At 67.2% G+C, this 23,461-nt stretch carries 20 protein-coding genes and 1 pseudogene; 10 read left to right on the top strand and 11 right to left on the bottom strand.

What is annotated here, in order from left to right; translation table 11 throughout:
* Positions 1 to 59 precede the first annotated feature (59 nt).
* Positions 60 to 1,010 carry a pyridoxal-phosphate dependent enzyme gene (locus tag FMQ63_RS14025; protein WP_020480773.1) on the top strand — a complete coding sequence of 317 codons (951 nt, stop codon included), beginning with the start codon at positions 60 to 62 and terminating at the stop codon, positions 1,008 to 1,010.
* Positions 1,011 to 1,157: 147 nt separating this feature from the next.
* Here FMQ63_RS14025 and FMQ63_RS14020 read toward each other — a convergent pair whose 3' ends face one another.
* Positions 1,158 to 2,474 carry a hypothetical protein gene (locus FMQ63_RS14020; RefSeq protein WP_020478509.1) on the bottom strand — a complete coding sequence of 439 codons (1,317 nt, stop codon included), beginning with the start codon at positions 2,472 to 2,474 and terminating at the stop codon, positions 1,158 to 1,160.
* A 360-nt stretch (positions 2,475 to 2,834) separates the two neighbouring features.
* Here FMQ63_RS14020 and FMQ63_RS14015 point away from each other — a divergent pair, with 360 nt between their 5' ends.
* On the top strand, positions 2,835 to 3,410 hold the full coding sequence (locus FMQ63_RS14015) for a class I SAM-dependent methyltransferase (protein ID WP_011556108.1): 576 nt from the start codon (positions 2,835 to 2,837) through the stop codon (positions 3,408 to 3,410).
* A gap of 93 nt (positions 3,411 to 3,503) precedes the next feature.
* On the opposite strand, the gene FMQ63_RS14010 is transcribed toward FMQ63_RS14015, so the two are convergent.
* From FMQ63_RS14010 to FMQ63_RS13980, 7 genes are all read right to left on the bottom strand, one after another.
* Positions 3,504 to 3,821, bottom strand: coding sequence for a DUF1634 domain-containing protein (locus FMQ63_RS14010; RefSeq protein WP_011556107.1), 318 nt, complete (start codon positions 3,819 to 3,821; stop codon positions 3,504 to 3,506).
* Positions 3,818 to 4,684, bottom strand: coding sequence for a sulfite exporter TauE/SafE family protein (locus FMQ63_RS14005; RefSeq protein WP_011556106.1), 867 nt, complete (start codon positions 4,682 to 4,684; stop codon positions 3,818 to 3,820). Before FMQ63_RS14005 ends, FMQ63_RS14010 begins: the two co-directional genes overlap by 4 nt.
* A gap of 15 nt (positions 4,685 to 4,699) precedes the next feature.
* Complete coding sequence (locus FMQ63_RS14000; protein WP_011556105.1) at positions 4,700 to 5,443, bottom strand: GntR family transcriptional regulator; 744 nt, start codon at positions 5,441 to 5,443, stop codon at positions 4,700 to 4,702.
* Between the two features lie 227 nt (positions 5,444 to 5,670).
* A complete protein-coding gene (locus tag FMQ63_RS13995) occupies positions 5,671 to 6,651 on the bottom strand; it encodes a homocysteine S-methyltransferase family protein (RefSeq protein ID WP_011556104.1) in 981 nt (326 codons plus the stop codon).
* Positions 6,652 to 6,747: 96 nt separating this feature from the next.
* Positions 6,748 to 6,909, bottom strand: coding sequence for a cupin domain-containing protein (locus FMQ63_RS13990; protein WP_231405845.1), 162 nt, complete (start codon positions 6,907 to 6,909; stop codon positions 6,748 to 6,750).
* Between the two features lie 102 nt (positions 6,910 to 7,011).
* On the bottom strand, positions 7,012 to 7,794 hold the full coding sequence (locus tag FMQ63_RS13985) for an SDR family NAD(P)-dependent oxidoreductase (RefSeq protein ID WP_011556103.1): 783 nt from the start codon (positions 7,792 to 7,794) through the stop codon (positions 7,012 to 7,014).
* A gap of 75 nt (positions 7,795 to 7,869) precedes the next feature.
* Positions 7,870 to 8,151 (bottom strand): hypothetical protein, encoded by a 282-nt coding sequence (locus FMQ63_RS13980; protein ID WP_026114179.1) that lies wholly within the window; start codon positions 8,149 to 8,151, stop codon positions 7,870 to 7,872.
* A gap of 209 nt (positions 8,152 to 8,360) precedes the next feature.
* Between FMQ63_RS13980 and gcvA the strand changes: the two genes are divergently transcribed.
* Positions 8,361 to 9,269: a transcriptional regulator GcvA gene (gene gcvA / locus FMQ63_RS13975; protein ID WP_011556101.1), complete on the top strand. Its 909-nt coding sequence runs from the start codon at positions 8,361 to 8,363 to the stop codon at positions 9,267 to 9,269.
* 165 nt (positions 9,270 to 9,434) lie between these two features.
* Positions 9,435 to 10,601 carry a cytochrome c biogenesis protein CcdA gene (locus FMQ63_RS13970; RefSeq protein ID WP_011556100.1) on the top strand — a complete coding sequence of 389 codons (1,167 nt, stop codon included), beginning with the start codon at positions 9,435 to 9,437 and terminating at the stop codon, positions 10,599 to 10,601.
* A gap of 4 nt (positions 10,602 to 10,605) precedes the next feature.
* Here the strand turns inward: FMQ63_RS13970 and FMQ63_RS37915 are convergent.
* Positions 10,606 to 10,716: pseudogene (locus FMQ63_RS37915) on the bottom strand (TlpA family protein disulfide reductase); the annotation flags it as partial.
* Positions 10,717 to 11,030: 314 nt separating this feature from the next.
* Here FMQ63_RS37915 and FMQ63_RS13965 point away from each other — a divergent pair.
* Both FMQ63_RS13965 and FMQ63_RS13960 read left to right on the top strand, forming a co-directional pair.
* Positions 11,031 to 11,372, top strand: a complete 342-nt coding sequence (locus tag FMQ63_RS13965) for a zinc ribbon domain-containing protein YjdM (RefSeq protein ID WP_011556099.1) — start codon at positions 11,031 to 11,033, stop codon at positions 11,370 to 11,372.
* 150 nt (positions 11,373 to 11,522) lie between these two features.
* Positions 11,523 to 11,891 (top strand): hypothetical protein, encoded by a 369-nt coding sequence (locus FMQ63_RS13960; protein ID WP_225888145.1) that lies wholly within the window; start codon positions 11,523 to 11,525, stop codon positions 11,889 to 11,891.
* A gap of 25 nt (positions 11,892 to 11,916) precedes the next feature.
* Here the strand turns inward: FMQ63_RS13960 and FMQ63_RS13955 are convergent, their stop codons facing one another.
* Complete coding sequence (locus FMQ63_RS13955) at positions 11,917 to 12,867, bottom strand: peptidylprolyl isomerase (RefSeq protein ID WP_225909511.1); 951 nt, start codon at positions 12,865 to 12,867, stop codon at positions 11,917 to 11,919.
* A gap of 263 nt (positions 12,868 to 13,130) precedes the next feature.
* Complete coding sequence (locus tag FMQ63_RS13950) at positions 13,131 to 14,177, bottom strand: hypothetical protein (RefSeq protein ID WP_020478504.1); 1,047 nt, start codon at positions 14,175 to 14,177, stop codon at positions 13,131 to 13,133.
* A 223-nt stretch (positions 14,178 to 14,400) separates the two neighbouring features.
* Here FMQ63_RS13950 and FMQ63_RS13945 point away from each other — a divergent pair, with 223 nt between their 5' ends.
* The 4 genes from FMQ63_RS13945 (at position 14,401) to FMQ63_RS13930 (ending at position 23,422) form a co-directional block, all read left to right on the top strand.
* Positions 14,401 to 15,429, top strand: a complete 1,029-nt coding sequence (locus FMQ63_RS13945; protein ID WP_011556095.1) for a lipoprotein — start codon at positions 14,401 to 14,403, stop codon at positions 15,427 to 15,429.
* A gap of 601 nt (positions 15,430 to 16,030) precedes the next feature.
* A complete protein-coding gene (locus tag FMQ63_RS13940; RefSeq protein WP_225909510.1) occupies positions 16,031 to 19,249 on the top strand; it encodes a two-component regulator propeller domain-containing protein in 3,219 nt (1,072 codons plus the stop codon).
* Complete coding sequence (locus FMQ63_RS13935; RefSeq protein WP_011556093.1) at positions 19,227 to 19,883, top strand: response regulator transcription factor; 657 nt, start codon at positions 19,227 to 19,229, stop codon at positions 19,881 to 19,883. Before FMQ63_RS13940 ends, FMQ63_RS13935 begins: the two co-directional genes overlap by 23 nt.
* Positions 19,884 to 19,990: 107 nt before the next feature.
* Entirely contained in the window at positions 19,991 to 23,422 is a 3,432-nt protein-coding gene (locus tag FMQ63_RS13930; protein WP_225909509.1) for a hypothetical protein, read from the top strand.
* Positions 23,423 to 23,461 lie beyond the last annotated feature (39 nt).

Below are 23,461 nucleotides of genomic sequence, written 5' to 3'. Positions count from 1 at the left end.
AGTATTAGAAAGTATGAGTAGCGCGGCTTAGGTTGTCCAGGGTCACGACAACTGTCCGCATGTTGCGGACGTTTGTCGCACTTCGTCATATGCCACTCCATATCCAGACGCCCTACATCCGTTCGCAAGTTGCATCCCGCCGGCTCGGCAAAGACGTCCTGTTCAAGCTCGAGGCGATGCAGCCGTCCGGCTCGTTCAAGCTGCGCGGCGTCGGTGCGGTATGTGACGCGCGGCGGGCGGCAGGCAGCCGTCGCTTCGTGTCGTCGTCGGGTGGCAATGCGGGCATTGCGGTCGCCTATGCGGGGCGCGAACTCGGCGTGCCGGTACTCGTCGTTGTTCCGGAGAGCACGTCCGCGCGCGCACGCGACCTGATCCGCCTCGAAGGCGCGGAGTTGATCGTCCACGGCGCGTCTTGGGCAGAGGCGAACATGTTTGCGCAATCCGTGCTCAGCCCTCATGACGCGTTCGTGCATCCATTCGACGAGCCAGAGCTGTGGCAGGGGCATTCAACGATGATCGACGAGATGGCGGCAGCCGGACCGAAGCCCGACGCAGTCGTGCTGGCAGTTGGCGGCGGCGGGTTGCTGTGCGGCGTTCTCGAAGGGCTGGCTCGCAACGGCTGGGGCGATGTGCCGGTTGTCGCGGCCGAGACCCAAGGCGCAGACTGCTATGCGCGCTCGATTGCGCAGGGGCGGCCAGTCGAATTGCCTGCGATTACGAGTGTCGCCACGTCGCTCGGCGCGAAGCGGCCTTGCGACGCGGCGGTTGAGTGGGCGACACGCCATACGGTCGAGAACATCGTTGTGTCCGATGCGGCAGCAGTGGCCGCCTCACTGCGGTTTCTCGACGAACACCGGATTCTGGTGGAGCCCGCGTGCGGGGCCGCACTGGCCGCGCTCGACGCGGCATCGACGGTGCTTGCCGCCGCGTCACGCATCGCGGTGATCGTCTGCGGTGGCGTCACGGCGACGGTTGAGTATCTGCAGGCATTGAGCAGCCGGGAGCGATGACAGCGGGTAGAGCGCAACTCATGGTTCGCCCTGAGCCTTCGAGGGCGATTCCGCCTCCGCTTCGTCAGCACGGGCCTTCGCTAGACCCGTGCGCGCCGTGACGGAGCAACCGGATTCAGGGGTGGAATCGCCACTCCGGCCATTCCTTCACTCAACGAGTCTCACAAAGCCTTGCCGAGACAGGGACCACGTCCCTCCCTGTTGGATGGGGGACTCGTACTGATTGAAGAGATCCGCGTAGGCTCGGTCCGCACCGTTGTTCTTGGCCGACATCGAGAGGGATGCCAGCCCTGGAGGGAGTCGGGTTACAGGCGACAGCTCCGCGGGTAGCTCGAACGGCGTGAACGATGTCCTGTTGCTAGGGGCCGTCAATCTCCAGACGAGTTGGTGGTCACTGCTTTGAGCGTTGAGATACGCATGCACCACCTGCGCGGTGGGGACCACGCTCCACGCCAAGGTGAAGCCCTCGGTCCGAGCGACGGCCGGCGCCTCCATGGTGCCGAGTGGAATCGAGGTGAGTTGAAGGGGAGGGGGGATTGTCACGACAGAGGACGAGCCGCCCTCCGTGAGGACCGTTGCGCTCGCGGAGGTGACTCCAGCCGCTCCATCGGAACCCACGATCACCGTCGTGACCACCCGGAGGAGGTCGAATGGCGGGGTGAGCAACATCGAGGGAAGCTGGAGCGGCGGAGCGCCGGTCGCCATGCTCCTGAAGAGGTACATGGTGCCGAGTTTGTAATCCATCGTGACGAGGGCCTCCGTGCCGTAGGGTTCGATGTTCTCCACGTTGACCTGCTGAAACTGGTCCTCGGCGCGGTCTAGGGCGATCTCCACGTCGTCAAGTGTCTGCCCGGCCTGGAGCGTGATGTTGCTCTTGAGTCCGAAGCGACGTGTCGAATTCACGTACTCCATGGCAAAGAGATGCACAGGCATGACTCCGCTCCCCGAAATATCAATTTCGAACGAGCCGTCTATTGCCGCCCTCGTGGAGTTGCCATGGCCCTGCTGGTCGGCGCTCGCGACGATGACGTCCTGGATGACGCTGGTCCTCCCGGTGATGCGCCCCTTCAGGGTGGCTTGTCCCGTCTCTCCTCCGGTATCCTCTTTCGTGTATTGCTGGAGCCAGACTTCTGGTTGCTCCAGGGCGAGGTAGGTGTCGGCGAAGGTCTTCTCCGTGGAAACCGCCAGCAGGGTGACATCCTGTGGACCCTGGATGTCGGGGTCCACGAAGCGCGCGACACCATCCTGGCCGAGTGGCTGCCGGAACCGGCTCCCATCCCCAAGCAGGACATAGATGCCGATGAGCTGGCTCGGGTCGCCGATGTCCTCCCAGAGTCGCGAGTGGACTGTCAGCGAGCCCTGGATGGGAGCGTTCGATGGCCCTGGCTCGGCAGGTGGCGGCTTGCCAGGTTTGTCGCCGCAGGCCATGAGGAACAGCACGATGAGCGGAAGTAGTCGGTGCATGTGTCGGCTCCGGGATCGGGATGGTCTGGGTCGGACGAGGAGGACGTTGGAGTCGCCCCCGCAAAATCGGACACGGTCAAGCCTCGCGCGGTCATCGGCTCGTGGCCTCGAGGGGGCGTCGCCGGAGCCGTGGGCTCGCAACCCACTGGGGACAGTGGCACCGGCGAGACTCCCAGGAGACCTCGCAGCCACCATTCAGAGCGAATGGGACATGAGTCACCTCCGCTCGCGAGTCTCGTCCTGAGGGTGTGACCCAACTGTGACGACGCGGGAGCCGTGCGCCCATCGACGTGCTCAGATGGAGGGCGTGGTGAGATGGACGTTCACTCTAGAACATGTTGCCGAAGGCGAGGTTGATGCGTGCACGAGTACGATTTGATCGCGGACTGGTATGCATCCCAACGCGCAGGCCGCATGGGCGTCCCGGAAGTGACAGCGCTCGCGGCCTCACTTCCGGCCGGTGCCTGGGTGCTGGACGTTGGCTGCGGCACTGGGCTGCCGCTGACGCGGGTGCTGCTGGAGCACGGCTGCCACGTGATGGGCGTGGATAGCTCCCGCGAGCTGCTGGCGCGATTTCAAGTGAACTTCCCCCACGTGCCGGTGAGCTGTGCGCCCATCCAGTCGTGTGAGCTTCATGAGCGGACGTTCGATGCCGCGATCGCGTGGGGGGTCTTGTTCCACCTGCGCCACGAAGAGCAGGAACAGGCGATCGCCAATATCGCGAGGGCATTGAAACCTGGCGCCGCGTTCCTCTTCACCTCGGGCGACGCCCACGGCTCCATCGACGGCGAGCCGATGAATGGCGTGCCGTTCCGCTATCACTCGTACAGCGTCGACGGGTATCGCGACCTGCTGCGCGCGCACAGGCTCGCGCTGGAAGCGACGCACACGGACCCGGGCGCGAACGTCTACTACCTGTCGCGCAAGACTGGATAAGGTGGCTTCTCGCTTCCTGCTGGCGTCCCGTACGTTCCCCCAGTGGAGGGCCCACTCTCAACCCGGTCCATTTTTCGGGAGCATGTCACAGGCTCACAGCTCGACCATGACCCCGGCCGCGATGACAGCCAGGACGAACACCGAAATCGCGGTATAGATGTAGTCGCGCTCGCGCAGGGACATGACCAGCATCAGCGCCACACGCGCGATGGGCAAGATGATGAACAAGGCCACACCGGTTTTCATCACGTCGTAGCCGCTGAGGCTGGGGGCGAGAACACTCCAGAAGTCATGTGTCGCGCCCAAGGCCATCCCGGCGGCGACGAGCGCTGAAGCAAGCCAAGTGCCGTTCCAAAGCAGTCCGGCGATGCGCTGCTCGCTTCGATCAAGGCGATTGGTCGTAGACTTCATGCCGACCCTCCGAGGAACTGAACACCCAGGGCGCTCAGGAGCATTTGAACCGCAAGCAGGGTGAGGATCACCACGAAGGAGATGCGAATTTTCTCAGCGGGCAGCCTCATCAGCAAACGCGCCCCGACGAGCGCCCCGACGACTGAGCCAAGTGCGACAGGCCCCGCAATGCCGATGTCGATATCGCCTCGCACGAAGTAGGCGCCAGCGCTCGCTGCGGCCGTCACGCCGATCATGAAGTTCGATGTGGCAGACGAGACCTTGATGGGCAGCCGCAAGGCGGTATCCATGGCAGGGATTTTGAGCACGCCGGAGCCGATACCGAGCAGCGCCGAGATCACGCCAGCCCCGTACATCAGAGCCAGGCTGATTGGCACGTGACCAACCTGATAAGGCACGTCGCGGCCCGATGCATGGTCGGGAAAGCTCGAATGCAGGCGTAGCACCGTGGCCAGACTCTTCACGTTTGGCCCGCTGGTAGCGACCACTTCCACTTCGCGCCGCCGCGCTAGCATCTGCTTTGCGGATAGCGCCAAAATAAAAGAAAACAGGCCATACAGAAACGAATTCGAGACGATGCCGATCAGGAACACGCCTGTCAGCGCGCCGAGTGTGGTGGCTGTCTCAAGGACGATCGCAAGCCGAATATTGGTCAGGCGCTTCTTCAGGAGCGGCGCAGCGCTGCCGCACGAACAGGCAATCACCGAGATGATGCTCGCGCCGATCGCCACGTGAATGTCGATGCTGAAGAACAGCGTGAGGATAGGCACGATGAAGATGCCGCTGGCCATGCCAAGCACACCGCCGAGGGCACTCGCGCCAAAGGCGGCCGCGAACAGCCAGAAGACCATCGTGGGGTTCATTGACGTGTCTCCGGCTCATGACCGCGCGCGTGGACGCCGGGACAAGCGAGTGATGAACCTGATGAGGTCGCCGCGATAGTGGAGCCTTTCGTAGTCGATGGGGCGAGACCCTTCGGTATATGACGTGCGCTCGATCAGGAAGACCGGGTTGCCGGGCTCCACGGCGAGGGCCTGTGCAACGGTCGGTGTGGCTGTGATGGCTTCCAGCCGGTATTCGGCCTCAATCAGTGGCAGGTGGTATCGTTCTTCGAGCAGCGCGAAGATTGGCTCGGTTTCTAGATCGTGGGTGACGATCTTCTCCCCTAGCTCGCGCGGCAGGTAGGTTTCATCGAAGGACATGGCCAAGCCGTCGGCGAGCCGCACGCGTTGGATACGCATGACGAGGCTGCCGGGCGACACGGCGAGTTGCCGGGCAACGTCAGCATCAGCTGGGACGATCTGACTATCCAGGAGCCGAGCGGTCGGGGTGCGGCCGAGTGCCTGCATGTCCTCGACGAAGCCAGTCAGCTCGGTCAGTTCTTGGATGATCTTGGGCTGCGCGACGAAGGTACCTACGCCGCGCCGGATCTCTACCAAGCCACGAGCCACGAGGTTCTCGATCGCTTTTCGGACTGTCGTTCGGCTCACGCCGAACCGCTCAATCAAGCGGTCTTCCGTGGGAAGTTGGCTGCGAGGAGGGAGGACCCCAGCTGCGATTTCAGACGCAAGCGTCAATTCGACTTTCGCATAGAGGGGGTTGGATTCACGCGTGGCACCCATCGTGACATCACGACATCATGATGTCGTGATGTCAATGTCCTCTCACGCGAGAAGACGCCCTGATGTGCATGGTCGCTTCCTGATTCAGGACTCGACGAGTCCTTCTCGGATTCACCTTGCGTGCGTTGGCTGGAGCTGAGCGGGGAGCAGAGGGGCGAGCTCAGGGCGGCACATGGCGCTGGCACCAGGGGCGGCCCGTGGCCAGGCAGTTCACAGCGAGCTTGTCGTCATGGGGGCAGAGCGCCTGGCGTGCCTTCTGTCAGGATGCCAGCGAGCGCCGCGATGTGCCGTTCGTCGGTGCCACAACACCCGCCGAGCACGCGTGTGCCGAGTTCCGCATGGACACGAGCCATCTCCCGCGCAAAAGCGTCCGGGGGCGCGCAGTCGAGCTCCGCGCGCCCGTCGAGCTCCTCGGGCGAGAGTCGAGAGGTGTTGGCCTGCAGGCCCACCACCCGCGCGCCGAGGGAGGGCGAGGCGGCCAGTTGGTGCGATAGGCCCTCGCGGAAGACGGAGGGGTGGACGCAATTCACCATGTACGCGGTTGGGCGCGCGTCGGGCAGGGCGTCGATGCGCGCGACGGCCTCGGCCAGCGGGGTCCCGTCGAGCAGCGTCCCGGTGGGGCGGAGGACGAAGCTCAGCAGGAACGGCGCCCCGGTGCGCGCCATCGCCAGGGCGAGGCCCTCTGCCTCCGAGAGGGCCGGCAGCGCCTGCGCCACGAGGAAGTCCACTCCAGCACGCGAGAGCGCCTCCACGTGGGGCGCATGGAAGGCTGCCGCCTCCCGGCGGGGCAGTGCTTCCGCGGGCTGGTATGCATCCCCGCGGCACCCGACGAGCCCGCCGACGAAGACACGCGTCTCCCGCTCGCCGAGCTCATCGCGTAGGCCCGCCAGCAGCCTCACCGCCTCGGTGAAGACGTCCCGGCCAGCGAGGCCCGCGCGCGCGAGTCGTTCCGCGTTCGCGCGCCAGGTGGGCGTGAGGAGGAGGGTGGGCAGGCCATGACGCAGGCCGATGTCGCGGTAGTCTCGGTAGATGGCTGCGAGCGCCTCGCGTCCCTCCGGCTCAAGGAGGAGGCTCGCATTGGCCACGTGCGGGTCCAGCAGGCCCGCGGGGTGGCGGCGCAGGCGCTCGACCACGGAGCCCTCGGTGAGCATCCGCGGTGCGTTGTGCAGGGCATGAAGGAACGCCGCGTGGTTCGCCAAGCCACCCATCAGCGGGCCCCCTTCATCGTCAGCACCATCCGAAACCTCGCCTCGCCGGACCTCATTCGGGAATATGCCTCGCCTGCCTTCTCGAGTGGCATCGTTTCAATGAGCGGCCGGACAGTCGTGCCCCTCTTCTGAGAACGTCCCCGACATGACGAGAATCTCCTCGCCGCCCAGGGGCGTATGCCGCGGAAACCGCGAGCACCTGGCGTACCGCACGATGCTGGTCGCACGCGCCTGATCTCCTCCCAGGAGGCCGAGCATCATCCGCTCGACACCGCCCTGGGGTGACGCCACCCACCGAATTGGGTCTGGCGTGATGGCCACACGTTTCGAGAAGTCTGGGCCTGGGGGCCCCTCCAGGGGTCAGCTGTACTTGTTGCGTCCAGCCATGACGCCGCCGTCGACATCCCAGATTGCGCCGGTGACCCAAGAAGTCTCGTCCGACAACAGATGGACGATGGTCTGCGCAACATCCTCTGCGCGGCCCACGCGGCCGAGTGGATGGAACCCGTTGAACCCCTGGAGCGCACCGTGAACCTGCTCCTTTGGGATGAAGCCTTCGTAGATGGGGGTCTCGACGACCGCGGGCGAAACAGCATTGACGCGGATGCCATGTCCGGCCAGCTCCATCGCCAGGTGCTGCGTCAGCGAGTGGAGTCCTGCCTTGGCCATCGAATAGGCCGAGGATGGAGTGGCCTGGATGGCCTGCTTGGCCCACATCGAGCCAATGTTGACAATCGCTCCCCCCTTGCGCAGCGCGACCATGGAGCGGGCGACGGCCTGCGTGATGAAGAAGAGCGCCTTGTTGATGTCGAGGTACAAGTCGTAATCGCGCTCCTCGTGCTCCAAGAATGCCTTCGGCAGGAAGACACCCGCTGCGTTGACCAGCAGCGTCGCGTCGGCGTGGTCCTTCTGCAACTGGGCCACCAGGGCCTGTCTCTCCGTGCCGGATGCGATGTCCGCGCGCAGGCCCTCCACAGGGCCGGACGCAGCCAATTCCGCGACGGCGGCCTGGAGCTTGTCGTCTCGATGCCCGATGACGACGGCTCGACCGCCCTCCTCAAGGAGGATACGAGCTACGGCCTTTCCCATTCCGCTGGTACCGCCCACAACGATGAGCTTCTGATTGGCGAATCGCGCGCTCATTGAAAATGTGCTCCTTTGCTGGTCCTGGGGGAATGTCGGGCCGCCGCGGTCGGCGGCGGCCCGACACGGAAGGCGTCAGGCGGCTTGGTAGATGCGGACTTCCGGGGCGGCGTCGAGGAGGGGCTTCAGCGCGCTCACCACGTCGGCGGTGAACAAGTCGCTTTTGAGGTAGGCGTTGGCCTGCTGCGCCGTGTCGAACCCATGGAGCACCTGCACGTCCTCGTCACGCACGAGCAACTCCTTCGACTTTGCGCCGACGACCTTCTCGAGGAATGGCGCCTTGTAGCGCTTGTACACGTCGGCGGCCGCGGGCCGGTTGGCGGGAGAAATTTGCAGGGTGATCTGCAGGTAGACCATTGGTTTCCTCCGTCTTGATGTCTGTGTTACGTGAAAGAACAACTATCCATTGTGGGGTTGCCTCGACGTCGGCTCTGGGCTCCACTCCGAGCCAACGCCGGCGCGTCAGACGCTCCTCACATTGGGACGACGAAGGATTCATGCTCCCGGGGCCTCGTCGCGGCAATCGAGATGTTCTTGGCATCCAGCAAAGGAAATCTTTACCGCCCATGAATGTGCCCGAACACCTCAACGCCCTGCGCGCCTTCGAGGCGAGTGCCAGGCACGAGAGCTTCTCTGCCGCGGCCACCGAGCTTCATGTGACTCCGGCGGCGGTCGGACAACTCGTGCGAAGCCTCGAGGAGGCGCTCGGCACGCCGCTCTTCCATCGGGGCACGAGTGGGCGCAAGCGGCTGGTCCTCACCGAAGCGGCCCAGCGGGCGCTGCCAGATATCCGCGCGGGGTTCGAGCGGCTGAGCGTTGGAGTCGCGAGGCTGAAAGAAGGCTCACCGGTCGGGGTGCTGACGGTGACGGTTAGCCCCGCCTTCGCGGCCAAGTGGCTACTACCGCGCCTGGAGCGTTTCCAATCCGCATGGCCAGAGCTGGACGTTCGGCTCGATGCGTCCATCGACCTGCTCGACTTTGCCGCGCGCGGTGTGGATATCGGCGTGCGCTATGGAGCGGGGGACTGGCCCGGGTTGGTCTCGGAGAAGCTTCTCGACGAAGAGGTCTATCCCGTCTGTTCCCCTGTGCTTCTTCGGCAGGGCCGCCGTCTGCGTCGGCCTTCGGACCTGGGCGGCGTACGACTCATCCACGACCGCTCCGTGGATTCCCGGGCGGGATTCGCCACGTGGGATGCCTGGCTTGAGAAGGCGGGGGTAAAGGACGTCGAGACGAAGCGAGGCCTTCGTATCAACAACTCCGCTGCGGTCCTTCAGGCAGCAATCGACGGGCAGGGCGTGGCGCTGGCCCGCAGCATCATGGCGCATGACGACCTTGCGGCCGGGCGGCTGGTGCGCCTGTTCCCGGAGGTCGAGTTCCCGTCCAGACTCGCCTACTACGTCGTCTACCGACCCGAGTGCGCCACTCTCGCGAAGTTGGTGGCGTTTCGTGAATGGCTCGTTCGCGAAGCGTCCTAGCCCCTGTCGGTGAGCGCATTGGCGTTGCTTCGAGCAGGGGCGGCCTGGCCGCATGGGCCGACTCCGAAATGGCGGCGCCGATACTCGTCGACGCCCTGGCCCGCCTGGCTCCTTGAAGGCGCGAAGCCGGGAACTTTCGAGGTTCGAGGCCGTGTCCTCGAGGACATGAGTCTTGGCCTCCCCGGCATCTTCCTCGCGGGCCTGCTGACATTCCTGTCGCCCTGTGTCCTTCCACTCGTCCCGCTCTACCTGTCCTTCCTCGCGGGTGTGTCCCTGTCGCAGCTGCGGGAGGCGGGCAGCGGCGTGCGGCGGCCATGGGGTGTGGCGCTGGCGTTCTCGCTGGGGCTCGGCTCCGTGTTCGTCGCGCTCGGCATGGCGGCCACCGCCATGGGCGGGCTGCTCGCGGAGCATCGGAGCGGGCTCCTCCAGTTCGGAGGGCTCGCGCTCTTCCTGTTGGGGCTCAAGCAGCTTGGGTTCATCCAGATTCCCTGGATGGACGGTGAGGTGCGGCCCCTGCTCGGGCGGGTGCGGCGGGGGGGCAGCCTGCTGGGCGCCTTCCTCTTCGGAGCCGCCTTCGCCCTGGGGTGGACGCCGTGCATCGGGCCGGTGCTCGGTGGAGTGCTCACCTATACCGCCTCCTCCACGTCGGAGCCCCTCATGGGGGCGCTCTACCTCGGCACCTATGCCGCGGGTCTCTCCGTTCCGCTGCTACTTGTGGCCGCCGCCGCTCCGCTTGCGCTGCGGTGGATGGAGCGCGCGAAGCGGCACCTGCGCAAGTTCGAGGTCGCCACGGGGGTGCTGCTCGCCGGGTTGGGGGTGCTGCTCTTCACCGACTCGTTGGAGTTGCTCGTGCCCTCGGCGGAAGGGGGAGAGGCTTCCGCCCCCGTGATGGAGCGTCGCGCCTCGTCCTCGCCGGCCGCCTCGGAGACTGCGTGCACTTCCGAGGAAGGCGGCGATGGCACGTGCGCGCTCCCGGAGGAGGGGGGTGTCCCATCCTTCATCGGTCCGTCCGCGCTGGCCCGGGTTGAACGCCCGACGATGGTGGAGTTCGTGAGCCAGAGCTGCCCCGTCTGCCAGCGGATGGAGCCCACGGTGGCCCTGGCCGAGCAACACTGCTCGGGAAAGGGCGTTGAGGTCCTCCGCCTCGATGTGGGGACCGCGGCGGGCCGGCGGGCCGCGGTCCAATATGGCGTTCGCGGCGTTCCCACGTTCCTCTTCCTGGACGCCGCGGGCCAGGAGGTGGCGCGCCGCGTGGGTGAGCAATCCCTGACCTCCCTCTGGCAAGGACTGGAGGTCATCGCGGGCGGCCGCTGTGCGGGGCTCCTCCCCTAGACGCTTCGGCCCGCAGGGTCTCCGGCACCGGCGTGCCGGGGCGGTCATCGCGGTCACACGCTCCCTGCACCAGGGCGAGCGCACGCAGGAGCAGGAAGCAAAGGAGACGGCGCATGGTTTTCTCGATGCCCACGGAAGCACGCCGGCGCGTCTTCTTTCCGTGCGGGAGTTCCGGCGGGCGAGAAGACCTGGCGAGGCTCCGTTTCGAGTGCCTGGAGGAGCAACTCGGCTTCAACGCCGCGCGCGACTTGCTGCGCTACCTCCAGGCGAGCCGCGAGGGGCCCTGCTGGCTGCTGAGCTTGGTGGCTCAACAGCCCGGTGCGGTGCACGCAGGTCTTCCGTTCCATCAGGAGCGCTGTTGGTGGAACGGGAGCCCTTCTGCTCGCCGCTCGTGTATATGCCTCCGCTCCTCCTTCCTCTGGAGCCGATATGAGCGCCCTGCCCTCGTGCCCGAAGTGCAACTCCGCCTACACGTACGAAGACGGCAGCCTCTACGTCTGCCCGGAGTGCGCGCATGAGTGGTCGACAGTCGCCGCCGCAGCGCCGGGGGAAGAGAAGCGCGAGGTGCGCGACGCCTACGGCAACCTGCTTCAGGACGGCGATAGCGTCACTGTCATCAAGGATTTGAAGGTCAAAGGCTCGTCGACGGTGGTCAAGGTCGGCACCAAGGTCCGGAGCATCCGCCTCGTCGACGGCGACCACGACATCGACTGCAAGATCGACGGCATCGGTGCGATGGGGCTCAAGTCGGAGTTCGTGAAGAAGGCGTAAGGAGCCGGGCTCCTCTCCGCTTCAGTGGACACCCTGGCCGAGACAGGGAGGGTGTCCGACTTGACGGAAGGAAAGTAGCCGCGAACCGCCCCGGGCTGCACTAGAAGAGGCTGCCAGGTGCACCGCACCCCGTCCCTGGAGCCGCCCCACGTGCAGCCCTCAGCCCCCCAACGTCATCGAGAGCCGCCCCGCTCCTGGTGGACGCGCTTCCTGGACTTCATGGAGCTGTCCTCTCCCGAAGGGCGCTGGGGGCTGGGGCTCGTGCTCGGCCTGCTCGTCATCGGCTTCTGGCCGTTGTTGCTGCTGGCTGTCCTCGACGTGAGCGGGACGCCGCGCAAGGTGCTGGTCGCGCTGGGGCCCGCGTCGATTTGTCTGGGGTTCGCCCTGCTCATCCTGGTGTGCGGCTACCGGTATGGTGAGTCGCTCCGGTGGTCGCGCGCTCAGACGTGGGGGCTCGCCGCGCTGTTCCTGGGCATGGGCCTCGCGGGTGGCGCGGGCCTGTGGTTCAGCGAGGGCTGAGCTCGCGTTCCTTGCGAGGGCGCCCTCAGCCCTCCTGCTCGGAGCCCTCGAAGGTGACCTTCGCCTTGTTCATGACGTGCTCCACCGCGAGCAGGTACCAACCCATCTCGGCGAGTTGTTTCGTCGTCTCGGGCGACTCGCGCAGGGCGGCGTGCGCATCCGCGGCGGTGAGCCCGAAGGGCTCCAACTGGTCGCGCACCAACTGCTCGAGCTTCTCCGGGGTGAGCTGAAGCTTCTGCTCCTCGGTGATGGCCTTCAGCACGATGCCGATGTGCAGCCGACGCTCGACGTCCGCGCGCGTGGTGGGGTCCGTGAGCCAGCCCTGGAGCGCTTCCCGCTGCTCGTCGACGTCGAACTGGTGCTCGAGCATGCCCTGGCCCTCGGCCTGGACCCAGCGGCGGCGCAGCTCCTCGTCCACCAGCGCGCGAGGCAGCTCCACCGGAGCACGTCGGACCAGCTCATCCAGCACCATGTCCCGCGCCTGGACCCAGAGCTGTGCCGCCGCCGCGTCCTCCAACTCGTCGCGCAGGTGGGTCATCATCTCGCCCAGCGTGCTGCCCAGCCCGAGCTTCTCGAGGAACTCGGGGGCGCTCTCCGATGGCAGCGTCACCTCGTGGGCGGCGAGGACGTCCACCAGGAAGCGCGCGGGCTTCCCCTGGAGCGCCTCCACGGGGTACGTCTCCGGCAGCTCCAGGGCAATCTGCAGGGACTCGCCCACCTTGGCACCCTCGGCCACGGCCTCGCTGAAGCCGGGCAGGGCCTCGATGGGGGCCAGCTCCGTCGTCATGCCGAAGCGCGCGGAGAAGGGGATGAGCTTCCCGTCGCAGTAGCCCACGATGTTGAGCCGCACCTCGTCGCCCAGCTCCAGCGACTCGCCGGGTTGACGCTCGCGCGAGGTCGCCAGGGCGCGGCGCTTCTCGTGGAAGGCGCGCAGCAGGTCCTCCTCGGTCAGGTCGTCCGGGGTGGGGACCCGCACCGAGACTCCTTCCAGGGAGGGCGCCTGTACGGTGGGAAGCTCGAGGGCCCTGGCGGAGCCGAGGCTCACCACCGGGCTCATCTTCAGGAGGCGCTCGACTCCATGACCTGGTCCTTGCGTCCCTTGCTTGCGGCTCACGAATGCTCCCGGGAGATAGGCTTGCCAGCGCCCGCGCCAATGGGGGGAAAAGCGACGGCTCGGCATGGACCAGGGCATAGTCCAGCCGAGCCGCTCTGACAAACCCCGAAGGGTGGGGCTCTGCTCTAGAAGAAGGCGCCCACGATGCTGGACACCGTGGAGACCGCGGCGCCCACCTGGCTGACAATCGGGATGTTGGTGGCCGCGGCGACCGAGCCCACCGCGGTGATGACGGACGTCACCTTCTTGCCCGTGCTCGCGTTCTTGTCCATCAGCGTCGCGCCAGCGTTGGCCACGTCGACCGCGGCGATGGCCACGTTGACGCCCGGGGCGAACCGGCCCAGCGCCTTGGCGGCGGTGCCGGCGGCGGCCTTCGCGCCCTGCTTAAGGGCCGCCTCACCGGCCTCCTTGCCCGCCGTCTTCAGCGCGGCCTTGGCGGCCTGGCGCGTGCCGCTGCCAGTCAGGCCCTGGGCCAGGGTGCTGGTCGCCTTCGCCGTCTCGGCCGCGGCGGACTTGACGGCCCGGCCCACGCCCTTCGCGGTGCCACCCTCGAAGATGCCCTTGGTGGCGGTGTCCTTGACGGCCTTGAGCACGTCGTCGCTGGCGTTGGGGAGCGCCTTCTTGAAGGCGTCGACGGCCTTCTTGCCAGCCTCCAGCTTGTCCTTGAAGACGGTGCCGCCGAGCACGCCGCCCATCACCTTGCCGCCGACGATGCCGCCCGTCGCGGCGGACAGGCCCGCCTTGGTCGCGTCGAGCGACGAGCGCGTGGCGGTGATGATGTCGTCCTTGCTACCGGTGCGGATGGCCTGGCGGATGTCCTTGACGGCCGTGGCGCCCGACATCACCGCGCCAGGGATGCCCGCGTAGCGCGCGGCGGCCTTCATGCCGGCGCCCAACTTGGTCAGGCCCTTGAACTCGCCCGCGGCGTAGGTGGGGTTGCTGACGAACGCCCGGTTGGCACCGGTCAGCAGGCCCTCGGCGCCGTTCTTGATGTTCTTGATCTGCTGGAAGGCATCCTTGCCGTACCCGAAAGCCTTCGCGCTCTGGGTGGCAACCGCCGTGGCGCCCTTGATGAGCCCCTTGTTGTCCTCGACGGTCTTCTGGACGTCCTTGGCTACCTTCTGGACGTTGGCGCGGGCAGAGTTGAAGGTCTTGCGGATATCGAAACCCATGGTGGGCCTCTCGAATTTGAAATGGACGAAATCGTAGGGATTATCGCGATCACCCCGCCGGAGTTGCGTCGGGACCGACAATCCCGAAGATACCTCAAGGGCAGCGCCCATGGCGGCGCTGGGGCGCAGCTGTCCCGAAGCTGAATCATGCCCTCCGGGTCCTATTGGAGAACTCCGACGCGCGTCCCTCCGTCCCAAGGCTTCGAGCCGGGGAGGAGAGGACATGCGAGCAAGGAGTGGATGTGCTCTGGTGTGGCTGGGACTGGCGGGATGTGGGGGGCTCCCAGGCGAAACAGTCGAAGCTCGCGAGGTCGCCGCGCAGGCATGTCCCGCCGGGGTGGCCTCGCGCGTCAAGGTCGTCGTTCCTCCGGGGTCTGGCTCCTCCGTCAACGGGCCCTACCCGGAGTCCCTGGTCGATGTGCAGGGGCAGCTCTACTTCGCCACCAACTTCTTCGACGGAAGCGCCGTCTTGTGGCGCAGCAATGGCACGGAGGCCGGCACGACCTGGGTCAAGAAGCTGGATGCGCAGGCGGTTCCCATCGGACAGACAGGCTTCGCCGGGAACCTGGGCCTGTTCCTGTTGAGAGACGGCCCCAACACCGAGGTGTGGAAGACGGATGGCACGTCGGGGGGCACCGTCCGCCTGGAGACGTTCGGCAAGTTCGTCAACCTGCTCGGTGCGCTGAACACGTCTGTCTATCTGTATTCGATGAACCCCAGCACGAAGCGGCTGCGCATCGAAAGTGTCTCCCTGGGGGGCGGAGGCAAGACCTCCGTCACGACCCTCCCCAATCCCTATTCGGACCAGGAGGACGCGTACCCCAGCGTGCAGCGGACTGCGACCTCCGGCGGGAAGCTCTACTTCTCCGTGGCCATTGGCACCTCGGGCCCTGCGCCACGGGAGGTGTCGTTGTGGGCATTGAATGGAGCGGCGGGGACGGTCCAGCTCTCCCGCGCCCTGAGCACGGGCGACGAATACGCCTCCCCGCTGTTTCCCACGGGAACGGGCCCCGTCCTCTTCGTCGCGTCGAAGAGCGGCTCGGGCATCGAGCCCTGGTTCACCCAGGGGAGCCCGGCGACCACCGGCCAGCTCGCGGAGATCCGCCCCGGAGCGGGCTCCTCCGTCCCCGATGCGTTCACCCTCCTGGGCAACCGCATCTACTTCCGCGCCGTCGACGACACGAACTCCTTCCAACTGTGGTCCATGCCCGCCGCCTTCTCCTGCCCCGCGGGACTGGCTGAAGCGGAGTAGTCCCCGCTGCGGCGAGCGCAGCGACAGAGTTGGCAACCGCTCCTCGGATGGCTGCCCGAAACTCGGACTCAAGGAGATGAGCCGATTGGGGTGTATGTGAAATGCATTGCGTCGGATGCGCCGACGGCGCCGCGATGGATGCGGCGCCAAAGCAACGCTGAGGACGATGACCCTTCCTCAGGGCACTGAGGTTGGGGGCAGCTCAGGCCGCCTCGCGGACGCAATCGAGCGCTACCGCCGCTCACTGGAGCTCGACCCGAAGAACGCCGACGCTGCCCGAATCCTCAAGGAACTCGAGCAGCCCGCGGCCAAGGCTCCCGGAGCTCCTGCTCGGCGCCTCGTGCCGCTGACACCTGGCCAGGCAGGGCGTGACGCTGCGCGGGCGACGTGACGTCACCGTGACACTCGACTCAGCTCGCCACCTTCGGGCCCGACTCCCCGTCGCTGGCGCTCCTTCTGGCTGACATAGGAATCTCTTCGGGTCGTTTCACGTTCGTTTCTTCCGCGGCTCGTTTCCCGTGAGGCAAGGCTGTCTCGACTTGGACGAATTCACCGGAAGGGTGGCCCTGGTGCGCGCGTGAGCTCGTCGCGGAGGTTCTCCTTGCGCACGGCTCCCGGATGGCTGGGAGTCCTCTTGTTCCTCCTGTTGTGCCCTGCCGTCGCGCTGGGGGCCCAGGAACTCGGGTTGATGCAGGTGGGCGGCGCGCGCCCCTTCCAGGCCGAGTACATCACCGAGGTCCTCTACGACCGGGTGGGGCTGCTCTGGATAGGAACTCGCGAGGGCCTCTACCTTCACGACGGCCAGCGCTTCCGCAAGTTCCAGTACGAGCTGGGCAACCCTGCTTCCCTGGCGAGCAACGCGGTGCGCACCCTCCACGAGGACGCCCAGGGGCGGCTGTGGGTCGGCACGATGACGGGTGGGTTGAGCCTCGTGGACCGGGCTCGCTGGTCCTTCCGGCACTTCCGTCACGACTCCAGCAACCCCGCCAGCATCCCCCATGACGGCGTGTTCACCCTGGCGGACGCCGACGATGGGCGCCTGTGGGTGGGCACCCACAGGGGACTCGCGCTGTTGGATCCGGAGACGGGAGTGGCGGAGCGGATTCCGCTCCAGCCTGGCGGGGGCCAGGAGTTCGTGATGGCCCTGAAGCACGACCGCACGGGGGCGCTCTGGGTGGGCACGCTCTCGCGAGGACTGTTCCGACGCGGGCCCGGCGCCACGACGTTCGAGCCCATCTCTTCCGAAGAGCGAGGCCCTGGCTCCAGGGACATCTTCAGCCTCGCGGCGGACCCGGACGGCGGGATGTGGGTGGGCACCCGTGACGGGCTCTATCGGGTAGAGCGCGACGAGGCCTACCTGCGCCGCGCCCGGCTGTCTCCACCGGAGGTTGCCCAGAAGGTGCAGCTCGTCACGGAGCTCGAGCCCGATGGACACGGGACGCTGTGGATCGGTTCCTTCGGAGGTGGACTCCTCCGCGTGGACACGGCGACGGGCGAAGTGCGTGAGGAGCGTCTCCCGTCCGCGGGGCCTGGCTACGAGCACCGCATCGACGAAGGCGCACTCACTTTCGACGCCGCTGGCAACCTGTTCATCGGCACGTTCGGGATGGGGTTGTTCTACGCGCCCTTCCGGCAGGAGACCTTCAGGACACTGCGAGGAAAGGCCGGGAACTCGGCCTCCGGGCTGACGAACGAGGACGTGTGGGCGGTGATTCCGGATGGCGACAGCCACCTGCTCGTGGGCAGCTTCGGCGGAGGCGTGGACCGGGTGGATGTGCGCTCGGGGCAGGCCGTCCCACTGCCTGGGCCCGTGTTGGATGGCGTCGACACTCGAGGCGTCCTCAGCCTCCTGCGCACCCGCGACAGGGAGTTGTGGGTTGGCATCTCGATGGGCGCCTATCGCCTGGACCCGGTGACAGGTCAGTTGCTCAAGTTCTACCGTCGTACGGAACGCGGGGCGAGCGACCATCCTGGCTTCGTCAACACGCTGCTGCAGGACGCTCGTGGCCACGTCTGGCTGGGCAGCGGGGGACAGGGGCTGCAGCGCTACCGGCCGGAGACCGATGACTTCGTGGCCTTCCGTCACGAGCCCTCGAATCCTCGCTCCCTCTCCGATGACTTCGTGACGGTGCTGTTGGAGGACCGGCGCGGGCGCTTCTGGGTGGGAACACGCTCGGGCGGACTCAACGTCTGCTCGGCCAGCGAGGACACGGTGGAGTGCATGCGTCTGGGCGCTGACTCGAAGCTGCACCTGAGCCACTACTACGTGAGCACGCTCATGGAGGACCCTTCGGGCGCCATCTGGGTGGGGACCGTGGGCGGAGGCCTCCAGCGGGTGTCTCTCGACGACTCCGGGCTGCCGGTGTCCGTGGACCTCTGGACGAGCACCGACGGGCTCATCGACAACAACGTGATGGCCATGGCGCGCGCCCCCGACGGGGGCATCTGGGTGGGGACTCGCGCGGGCCTGTCACGGCTGGACGTGGCCACGGGGGCATTCGAGAACTACGCCGCCTCGGATGGTCTGCCCAGTGACGCGTTCAACCCGGAGGCGGTGACGCTCCTGGGCGGCAGGCTCTACTGGGGGAGCTCCAAGGGACTCGTGGACCTGGACCCCTCGGTGCGCCCGCCCCGCGAGCCATCGCCGCCGCTCATTCTCACCTCCATCGAGGGGTTGGAGTCGGACGCTCTCCCGAGCCAGCCGGTGTGGGACCTCCCTGGCCTGGAGGTCCCCTGGCGCCAGCCTTTCTCGCTCGAGTTCTCGCTGCTCGACTATGCGCGCAACGGCGTGGAGTACGCCTATCGCTTCACGGCGGAGGAGCCCTGGCTCGCGCTGGGGACGCGCAATCAGCTCTCGTTCCACTCGCTCCCGCCGGGGGAGCACTCGCTGCGGCTGCGCGCGCGCAGCCCGGGCCGGGACTGGGTCGAGATGCGTCCGTTCACCCTCCGCGTGGCGCCGCCCCTCTGGCAGCGGACCGATGTGCGCTTCGGCGCGCTGGCGGTGGTCCTGCTCTCGGTGGTGGTGGGGCTGGTGTGGCGGACTCGGCTGCTCGTCGGACGCAACCTCGCGCTGCGCACGTTGCAGGCGGAGCGCGAGCAGGCGCTCGAGGAGGCGGAGGCCGGGCGTGAGCGCCTGCGGCGTCTCACCATGCGGCTGGAGGCCGCGAAGGAAGAGGAGCGCAAGCACCTCGCCCGCGAGCTGCACGACGAGTTCGGCCAGGCGCTCACGGCGGTCAAGCTCAACCTCGGGTTGATGAACACCTTCGCGAGTCCCTCGGTGACGCGCCTGCCCGAGGTCGTCGCGCTCATCGACCGGCTCATCGGGCAGGTGCGGGCGCTCTCCGTGGACCTGCGCCCGCCGCAGCTCGATGAGCTGGGGCTGGTCGCCGCGCTCGAGTGGTATCTGCGCGAGGTGGCCCGGCGCAGTGGCGTCGAACTCGTGTTCACCGCGTCGTCGGCGCCTCCCTCGCTGAGCAAGGGGCGGGACATCGCCGTCTTCCGCATCATCCAGGAGGCGGTCACCAACGCCCTCCGTCATGCCTCCGCGCGCCGCATCGACGTGCGGCTAGAGACCGTGGGGTGCGTCATCCGGCTCGAGGTGCGAGATGACGGCAAGGGGTTTGACGTCAACCAGGTCCTCATGGGCCGGGGGCCGGGCAGCTTCGGCGTGTTCGGGATGCAGGAGCGGGTGCGCGACTTGGGGGGGCACTTCGAGGTGACCTCGCGTCCGGGGGAGGGGACGCGGGTGGTGGCCGAAGTGAGGGCGGACGAGCGGGAAGACTTTTCCGGAGGACCACATGCGCGTGTTGCTGACGGATGACCACCAGTTGGTGCGGGCGGGCCTGCGTGCACTGCTGGAGTCGCTGGGTGGGGTGACGGTGCTCGCCGAGTGCGGCGATGGGCATGAGGCCCTGACACTCACGGACAAGCTGCAGCCGGATGTGTTGCTCCTGGACCTCTCGCTGCCGGGGCTCAATGGCATCGAGGTCGCCCGGCGCGTGCCAAAGCTGAGCCCCTCCACGCGAATCCTGATCCTCTCCATGCACACGTCGGCCGAGTACGTGGCCCAGGCCTTGCGCGCGGGTGTGGCGGGCTATCTCGTCAAGGACTCGGCGGTGGAGGAGCTCAAGGTGGCGCTGGAGTCCGTGTGGCAGGGCCGCACCTACCTGAGTCCCGCCATCTCGCAGACCGTGGTGGAGGGCTTCCTGCGCATCACTGACGACGAGAGGCCCGCGGCGAATCCGCTGGACCGGCTTACCTCGCGGCAGCGGGAAATCCTCCAGCTCATCTCCGAGGGAAACGGCACGCGCGCCATCGCCGAGCGGTTGCAGGTGAGCGTGAAGACGGTGGAGGCGCACCGGACGCAATTGATGGAGCGGCTGGCCATCTATGACGTGCCCTCGCTCGTGCGCCTGGCGGTCCGGTATGGGCTCGTCCCCGGAGAGTCGTCGTGACGTAGGGGATTCCTGAGGGGAGGTTAGGGGGCTCCCCGATGGTGGGGCTCGCCGACGGGGCCGTAGGGTCGTCGTGCGTCCCAAACCGTCATGGAGACCCCCCGCCCATGAGACTGATGTCACGCCCCTCCTTCTCCAGCGCCGCGCTGGTGGGCCTGCTGAGCGTCGTGCTCACCGCCTGCGGCTCGGACCCGAAGCCCCCCGGTGAGCCCGATGCCGGAGGCGGGGAAGTCCCGTCCTACTCCGTGGGCGGAATGCTGTCGGGCCTGCGTGACGGCACCCAGGTGGTGCTGCGCAACGGCGAAGAGTCCCTGCGCGTCACCACCAATGATTCCTTTTCCTTCAGCCAGAAGGTCGCGCGCGGTGCGGCCTACGCCGTCACCGTCCAGTCGCCGCCCGAGGGCGCCTCCTGCACCGTGGAGAGCGGCAGCGGCACGATGGGCAACGCGGACGTCACCAGCGTCGCCGTCACCTGCGGCGCGAACACCTATCCGGTGGGCGGTGTCGTCTCCGGCCTTCTCGAGGGTGCCTCGCTCGAGCTGCGGAACAACGACGGGCCCGTGCTCACCGTCTCCGCGAATGGGCCGTTCCAGTTTCCCACGGAGGTTGTCGACCTCGCCGGCTACTCGGTGACGGTGCAGTCGTCTCCGGAGGGCCATGACTGCACCGTGGAGCGCGGCGCCGGCACGGTGCAGGGCTCGGCCGTCACCGATGTGGCCATCACGTGCGCGGCGCGCACCTTCGGCGTGCGCGGCTCGCTGTTTGGCCTGACGCAGGGGCAGTCGGTGGTGCTGAAGAACAACGGGGGCGATGCCATCACCATCACCGCCAGCGGGCAGTTCGCCTTCGCGACGCCAGTGGCCTTCGGCGCGAGCTACGACGTCACCGTCGAGGCGGTGTATCCGGTGGCCTGCACCGTGAGCCGGGGGACCGGAACCATGGGCAACCAACCGGTGACGAACGTGAGCGTCAGCTGCAAGACGACACGGTTCTCGCTGGGGGGCACCGTGACGGGCATCCTTCCCGCAAGCTCGGTGGAGCTCACGACCGGCACGGAGTCGATTCGCGTCAACGCGGACGGCGCCTTCGCCTTCGTCGGGCCGGTGGATGACCTGAGTGGCTACTCGGTGACGGTGAGCTCGCCGCCCATGGGCCAGGCCTGCGACGTGCGCAACGGGACGGGCACCGTGAGCGGGGCGAATGTGACCAGCGTGGTCGTGACCTGCTGGGCGTTGGAGTATTCGCTGGGCGGAAGCGTGGCGGGACTCTCTGGGGGACAGTCGGTGGTGCTGAAGAACAACGGAGGGGATGCGCTCACCGTTGCGTCAAATGGCTCCTTCACTTTCCCGACGCCGGTGTCCTACTGGAGCACGTATGCCGTCACCGCCGAGGCTCGCTACCCGCTGATCTGCAGCGTGCCGAATGGCACGGGCCGAATCGGGGTAGGGGGCATCGCGGACGTGGTGGTCTCCTGCACCACGCGGTCCTTCACCGTCGGAGGTGAGGTGGCGGGGCTCGTCGAGGGAACCGCGTTGGAGCTGTGGAACAACGAGCAGGAGCGCCTCACCGTTTCCGCGAATGGGCCCTTCGCCTTCCTCCAGCCGGTGGCGGACCTGAGCGCCTACTCCGTTTCGGTGATGACCCAGCCGGAGGGACAGTCCTGTGAGGTGCGGCAGGGCACGGGCACGCTGGGGGGCGCGGCCGTCACGAGCGTGTCGGTCGTCTGCTCGCCGAGGTCCTATCTCGTGCGCGGCACCGTGGCGGGGCTGGGGGATGGGCAGTCGGCGGTGCTGAGGAACAACGGAGGGGATGACCTCACGGTCTCCGCCGATGGCGCCTTCGCCTTCCCGACGCCGGTGGCCTTCGGCGCGACCTATTCCGTCACGGCCCAGGCGACCGCGCCGCTGGTGTGCACCGTGTCGAACGGTACGGGCACGATGGGCGAGGGTGACGTCACCCACATCGAGGTGCTCTGCGGCACGGCGTCGTATCCCGTGGGTGGCAGCGTGAGCGGCCTGGCCGAGGGCGCCATGCTCGAGCTCCAGAACAACGGCGACGAGGTGCTCCTGGTTTCGGCCAATGGTGCCTTCACCTTCGCCCAGCAGGTCGCGGAGCAGGGCAGCTACTCGGTGACGGTGAAGACTCAGCCGGAGAACCAACGCTGCGCCGTGAGCTCCGGCGGGGGGACCGTGAGCGGTGCGCCCGTCACGAACATCGTCGTCACGTGTGAGAACGTCTACCGGCTGCGCGTCAGTGTTTCGGGGCTGACCGGCACGCTGGGGCTGAAGTCCGGCGCGGACACCCTCACGGTCGCCACCGACGGGGAGTCTTCGTTCCCGCTGCCGCTGCGTCCTGGCGAGGCGTACGCGGTCGAGGTGAGCCGTCACCCGACGGGACAGACCTGCGAGGTCGTCTCGGGCGGAACGGGCACCATGGGCGAGGCCCACGTCACCGTCATGGTGGCCTGTGAGGCGAACGCGATGGTGGTCCGGGTGGGCGCGGGCGCCGCGGCCCTCAACACGAATGCCACGGAGATCTTCATCGATGAGTACCGCCCCATGGGTGGTGCTCCCGTGCGCACCTTCGCCATTCCCGCCTCGAGCGCGGCGGGGGCGGCCCGCCTCACGGTGGCCGGCAGTGATGTCCACCAGGGTTACCTCTCGCGCTCGGGCAATGGTCGCCTGCTCACCTTCACGGGCTTCGATGCGGACGTGGGCCTGGCGAACGTCTCGGGCACGGCCGCATCGGAGACACCTCGGGTCATCGGGCAACTGGACCTCGCGGGGACCTTCACCCTCCCTGTGCGTCTGAGCGATGCCTATGACCGAGACCAGGTGCGCGCGGCGTCGACGGTGGACGGCACCGGCTACTGGCTGTCGGGGCGAGGCGGCGGCATCCGCCATGCGCTGCCTGCCGAGAACACCACGGTGTCGACAGCCATCTCCACGGGCGTGACGGACACCCGCTTCGTGAGCCTGTTCGACGGCCGCGTCTACTTCTCGCTCGGAATCCCTCCGAGCCCGAATCCCCAGGGCTACAACCAGGGCGTCCTGACGTTCCCCACCGAGCAGCCCACCGCGGCGGTCGCGCCGAACCAGCTCCCCTCGTTTTCGACGACGTTCAACTCGTCCGGCTTCGCGCTGCTCGATGAGCGTCCCGAGGTGGCCGGTGTGGACACCGCTTACGTGTCCATCAACCTCAACCAGAATGCGAGCCAGGGCGGGACTCCGGACACGTTGCGCCTGGAGAAGTGGACCTTCGACGGGGTGAGCTGGAGCAAGGTGTCCAGCTTCGTGCCCACCTTCGCCGTCGCGGGGACCACCACCGTGCGTATCGCCACCCATGGCGTCTCGGCGGTGCGGACTCCCCGAGGAGTTCGCGTCTACGTCACCACGTACCAGTCGAGTGGTGGTGGCGCGGGCAATCTCCTGGTGTCCTTCCTGGATGATGGAAGCTCGTCCACGCCGTCCGTGCGTGTCGTGGCCACGGCGCTGGCCAACACCAGCTTCCGGGGCGTGAGCGCCAGCCCGCTGCCCTGAGTCGTGAAGCGCGCGGCATCAGCGTCCCTAGGGGATTCC

Source organism: Myxococcus sp. CA005 (assembly GCF_006518205.1).
GTDB classification, from domain to species: domain Bacteria; phylum Myxococcota; class Myxococcia; order Myxococcales; family Myxococcaceae; genus Myxococcus; species Myxococcus xanthus.
The sequence above is the reverse complement of the archived record's forward strand: the minus strand, read 5'-3'. Positions and strand labels throughout refer to the sequence as shown.

What these genes read in the sequence shown, in the direction of transcription:
- FMQ63_RS14025 (WP_020480773.1), top strand. Translation starts at nt 60, where the DNA reads ATGTTGCGGACGTTTGTCGCACTTCGTCATATGCCACTCCATATCCAG.
- FMQ63_RS14020 (WP_020478509.1), bottom strand. Translation starts at nt 2,474, where the DNA reads ATGCACCGACTACTTCCGCTCATCGTGCTGTTCCTCATGGCCTGCGGC.
- FMQ63_RS14010 (WP_011556107.1), bottom strand. Translation starts at nt 3,821, where the DNA reads ATGAAGTCTACGACCAATCGCCTTGATCGAAGCGAGCAGCGCATCGCC.
- FMQ63_RS14005 (WP_011556106.1), bottom strand. Translation starts at nt 4,684, where the DNA reads ATGAACCCCACGATGGTCTTCTGGCTGTTCGCGGCCGCCTTTGGCGCG.
- FMQ63_RS14000 (WP_011556105.1), bottom strand. Translation starts at nt 5,443, where the DNA reads ATGGGTGCCACGCGTGAATCCAACCCCCTCTATGCGAAAGTCGAATTG.
- FMQ63_RS13995 (WP_011556104.1), bottom strand. Translation starts at nt 6,651, where the DNA reads ATGGGTGGCTTGGCGAACCACGCGGCGTTCCTTCATGCCCTGCACAAC.
- FMQ63_RS13990 (WP_231405845.1), bottom strand. Translation starts at nt 6,909, where the DNA reads ATGCTCGGCCTCCTGGGAGGAGATCAGGCGCGTGCGACCAGCATCGTG.
- FMQ63_RS13985 (WP_011556103.1), bottom strand. Translation starts at nt 7,794, where the DNA reads ATGAGCGCGCGATTCGCCAATCAGAAGCTCATCGTTGTGGGCGGTACC.
- FMQ63_RS13980 (WP_026114179.1), bottom strand. Translation starts at nt 8,151, where the DNA reads ATGGTCTACCTGCAGATCACCCTGCAAATTTCTCCCGCCAACCGGCCC.
- gcvA (WP_011556101.1), top strand. Translation starts at nt 8,361, where the DNA reads ATGAATGTGCCCGAACACCTCAACGCCCTGCGCGCCTTCGAGGCGAGT.
- FMQ63_RS13970 (WP_011556100.1), top strand. Translation starts at nt 9,435, where the DNA reads ATGAGTCTTGGCCTCCCCGGCATCTTCCTCGCGGGCCTGCTGACATTC.
- FMQ63_RS13965 (WP_011556099.1), top strand. Translation starts at nt 11,031, where the DNA reads ATGAGCGCCCTGCCCTCGTGCCCGAAGTGCAACTCCGCCTACACGTAC.
- FMQ63_RS13950 (WP_020478504.1), bottom strand. Translation starts at nt 14,177, where the DNA reads ATGGGTTTCGATATCCGCAAGACCTTCAACTCTGCCCGCGCCAACGTC.
- FMQ63_RS13945 (WP_011556095.1), top strand. Translation starts at nt 14,401, where the DNA reads ATGCGAGCAAGGAGTGGATGTGCTCTGGTGTGGCTGGGACTGGCGGGA.
- FMQ63_RS13935 (WP_011556093.1), top strand. Translation starts at nt 19,227, where the DNA reads ATGCGCGTGTTGCTGACGGATGACCACCAGTTGGTGCGGGCGGGCCTG.
- FMQ63_RS13930 (WP_225909509.1), top strand. Translation starts at nt 19,991, where the DNA reads ATGAGACTGATGTCACGCCCCTCCTTCTCCAGCGCCGCGCTGGTGGGC.